Origin of the sequence: Pseudonocardia ammonioxydans, from assembly GCF_900115005.1 — a bacterium.
Classification (GTDB): domain Bacteria; phylum Actinomycetota; class Actinomycetes; order Mycobacteriales; family Pseudonocardiaceae; genus Pseudonocardia; species Pseudonocardia ammonioxydans.
In genome coordinates, this window is sequence record NZ_FOUY01000119.1 from 1 (window position 1) to 3,206 (window position 3,206).

At 69.4% G+C, this 3,206-nt stretch carries 4 protein-coding genes and 1 pseudogene; 4 read left to right on the forward strand and 1 reads right to left on the reverse strand.

The window, feature by feature from the left end; genetic code table 11:
• Positions 1-187 precede the first annotated feature (187 nt).
• Complete coding sequence (locus tag BM093_RS34380; RefSeq protein WP_093357567.1) at positions 188-529, forward strand: hypothetical protein; 342 nt, start codon at positions 188-190, stop codon at positions 527-529.
• Between the two features lie 70 nt (positions 530-599).
• On the opposite strand, the gene BM093_RS35650 is transcribed toward BM093_RS34380, so the two are convergent.
• Positions 600-1,073 carry a hypothetical protein gene (locus BM093_RS35650; RefSeq protein WP_143105714.1) on the reverse strand — a complete coding sequence of 158 codons (474 nt, stop codon included), beginning with the start codon at positions 1,071-1,073 and terminating at the stop codon, positions 600-602.
• Here BM093_RS35650 and BM093_RS34385 point away from each other — a divergent pair.
• From BM093_RS34385 to BM093_RS37760, 3 genes and pseudogenes are all read left to right on the forward strand, one after another.
• Positions 1,066-1,707 carry a PEP-utilizing enzyme gene (locus BM093_RS34385; protein WP_093357571.1) on the forward strand — a complete coding sequence of 214 codons (642 nt, stop codon included), beginning with the start codon at positions 1,066-1,068 and terminating at the stop codon, positions 1,705-1,707. The genes BM093_RS35650 and BM093_RS34385 overlap by 8 nt on opposite strands.
• Positions 1,708-1,811: 104 nt before the next feature.
• Positions 1,812-2,213 (forward strand): annotated as a pseudogene (locus tag BM093_RS37755) (MFS transporter); the annotation flags it as partial.
• A 187-nt stretch (positions 2,214-2,400) separates the two neighbouring features.
• Positions 2,401-2,787, forward strand: coding sequence for an MFS transporter (locus tag BM093_RS37760; protein WP_245773997.1), 387 nt, complete (start codon positions 2,401-2,403; stop codon positions 2,785-2,787).
• Positions 2,788-3,206: the final 419 nt, after the last annotated feature.

Consider the following 3,206-nt stretch of genomic DNA (forward strand, 5'->3'; position numbering starts at 1 on the left):
TCTCGCTCACGTGGGTGTCCTTCCCGACCGCTGTGTTGATCACTGCGGTCGATCTTGGCCCACCCATGGCTTACACACCTGCCATGACACGCCCTGGTGCGTGCAGGCCCGTCCACTCACCGCACTACCGAACCGACCCTTGGCCGCACGACGACGCCGACGTCCACGGTTCGCTCCGGACCCGGAGATGATGGCCGAGAAGATGCCGTTTCCGCCGTTCCCGCTGGATGTGTCGCTGTTCATCAGTCCGGTGCTGGAGTCGGTGCTCGCCGCGGTGCGCCGGGCCGGCTTCACCGTTCCCACGGTCGACGAGGTACTGACCGAGGTCGATGAGGGCGTGGTCCAGCTCGTGCTCCCGGCCGGGGTACGGCCCAGGTGGCATGCCGCCGTCGCACTGCCGCGGGCGGCGCTGTCGGTGGCGGGACTGTTGGCTACCGCTCCCAGCGCGTGGCTGGCACGCTCGGATGCCACGCTGGCTGGCGCTCGCCCAGCGTGTGGATGCCGAGGACCTCGAATCGCTCTCCGATGAAGAGCTCTTCGCACGGATCGAGACATTGGTACACACGATGGGCGCACTCATGCCGTCCCGGTTCGGTGCCTTACCCCGAGGCATGGTCGCCGCAAAGCTGGCCCAGCGCCTGCTCGGCGCAGTCGTGGGTGTCGAGCGCGCCGCCTCGCTGTGCGATGCCCTGATGTCGGCGGTCCCCTGCGTCACCACCGAGGCCAACGCTGCGCTGGAACAGCTCGCCACGACGGTGAGCGCAACCCCGGAGCTGTCCGCCGCCTACCGCAACGAGGAACCCACGCACGTGGCGGAACGGCTGCGCGGCTCGTGCGCGGGCAGGGCGTTGCTCGACGACATCGACCAGTTCCTGCGCGTGTACGGATTCCGCGAATTCTCGATCTTCACGGTGGGGCTGCCACCACTGCGCGAGACCCCGGAGGTGGTGCACAGCCTGATCAAGGGGCTGACCCGCACTGAGACCACCCGCGGTGCCGGGATTGCAGACCGGTTCCAGAAGGCTCAGGCGGAACTGGCCGGGGTGCGCGGCCCACGGGCCCGGCTTGCTCATCCCGGTGGTGTGGCGGCTGGTCGACGCAGCGCGCACGGGCGCGGGCTACCGCGAGGACAGTCACTACCGCTTCACGGTCATGCTTGCCGTGGTCCGTCCGGTCGTGCTCGAGCTCGGCCGACCTCGGGTACTGGACGGAGCGATCGATACCCCCGACGAGATCGCCTACCTGGAACGTAACGAGGTCCACGGCCTCTCCCCAGCCACCGCGCGCCAGACCGTCGAACGGCGCAAGACCGCCCATCGCCAGGCACTGCCCGGCTATACGATCCTCGGCAAGGAGGCCGCGCAGCTTGGCAACGAGGACCGGGTGCGCGGTACCCCCGCGAGCCGCGGTACCGCCGTCGGCACGGTCCGGGTCGTGCGTGACGAGTCGGAGTTCGCCAGTCTGAACAGTGGCGAAGTCCTCGTCTGCCCCTATACCAACCCCACCTGGACCCCGCTGTTCTCACTCGCAAGCGCCGTCGTGGTCGACGCGGGCGGCGCCGCGTCGCACGCCGCGATCGTCGCCCGTGAACACGGCATCCCTGCTGTGATGGGCACCGGCAACGGCACCCGTGTGCCGACCGGCGGGCAGCGCGTGATCGTGGACGGCGCCGCCGGCACCGTAATGCGTGCCGAGACGGCAGGGTGAGCACACAGCCTGCAGTCCGCAGCGGTTCGATCACTGCGGTCGTCCTGTGCGGGGCGCTGCTCGGCCCGCTGAACTCCACGATGATCGCAGTCGCGCTCCCACCGATGGCCACGAGCCTGCACGTCGACCTGACTACGGTGGGATGGCTGGTCACCGCTTACCTGATCGCGATGGCCGCGCTGCAACACGTCGCGGGCAAGCTCGGCGACCGGTGAGGTGCCCGCCGGTCCTTCTCGCAGGCCACGCGCTGTTCTTCCTGGCATCCGCGCTGGCGGTACTGATCACCAGTGTGCCGGTTGCTCGTGATAGGTCGCGTTGTCCAAGCCCCCGTGGGTGCTCTGCTGACCCCGACCGGGCTCGCGCTGCTGCGCCGCACCGCACCCGCGGATCGGCTGGGCCGCACATTCGACCTGTTCGGCGCTGTACTCCCCCTCGCCGCAGCGATCGGACCCGTACTGGGCGGCGTCCTCGTCGAACTCGGCTGGCAGGCGATTTTCGTCGTCAAGCTGCCGATTTCGCTGTTCGCGTTCGTTCTCGACTGGTGGGTGGTGCCCTCCACCGCAGGCACGCTGGCGACGGGCCGCTTCGACCTCGCAGGCGCAGCGTGGCTCTGCGCCCTCCTCGTCGGTCGGACCGTCGTACTTGCTGGACACCGCACCTGGAGGCCTCGCCCTGATCGGGACGGTTCTGGCTTTGAGCGTGGGCGCTTGGGCGTTCCAGCGCTACGAGTCGCGCCACCCGGACGCCGTGCTGCCGCTGCGCGTGTTCGTCCAGCGCAGTTTCGCTGCCGCGGCCGGCGGTCTGACGCTGTCCAGTCTCGCCTTCTACATCACCCTGCTCACCGTGCCGCTGCTCCTACACGCCCGCGGGATCGCCGGCGCCCTGGCGGGGCTCGTCCTCGGGGCGTTGACGCTGGCGTCCTCGCCGCTGTCGGTGGGCGGAGGCCGGCTGGCCGACCGTGCTGGTCTGCGGTTGCCCGCAGTCGGCGGGCTCGTGCTCATCCTCCTCGGTCCGGTGTGCCGGATCTCCTCGACCCGGCCAGGCTTGCGCTTCCCCTGCTGGTCGTCGCGCTCGGTGTGATGGGAGCCGGGGTCGGCCTGTCCATGCCGCCTTTCCAGGTCGGTGCCCTCCACGATGTCGCCACGAGACGGGAGTCGCCACCGGCGCGCTGTTCACCAGCCAGTATCTGGGGAGTGTCGCCGGCCCGAGCGTGCTTGCCGAACCGCTCGCGTCCACCTCTGAGGCAGCCGCCACCACGCTCTTCGTCGTTCTCGCCATCGCCGCAGTAGCCGGAGTCGCCTTCGCCTCCGCGCTGCCTCGACGGTCGGTGACGTCTGTCTCGCCCGAACGCTACTCAACGCCCGGTCCCTGCGCTGGCCGCGCAGCGTATCGGCGATCTTGAGCGCTCGCTGATAGACAGCACGCTGTCGTTTACAGTGAAGAAGAAGGACCGACCCGACCACACCCGGCCACGACCACGCCTGGAGGAAGCACCGGAT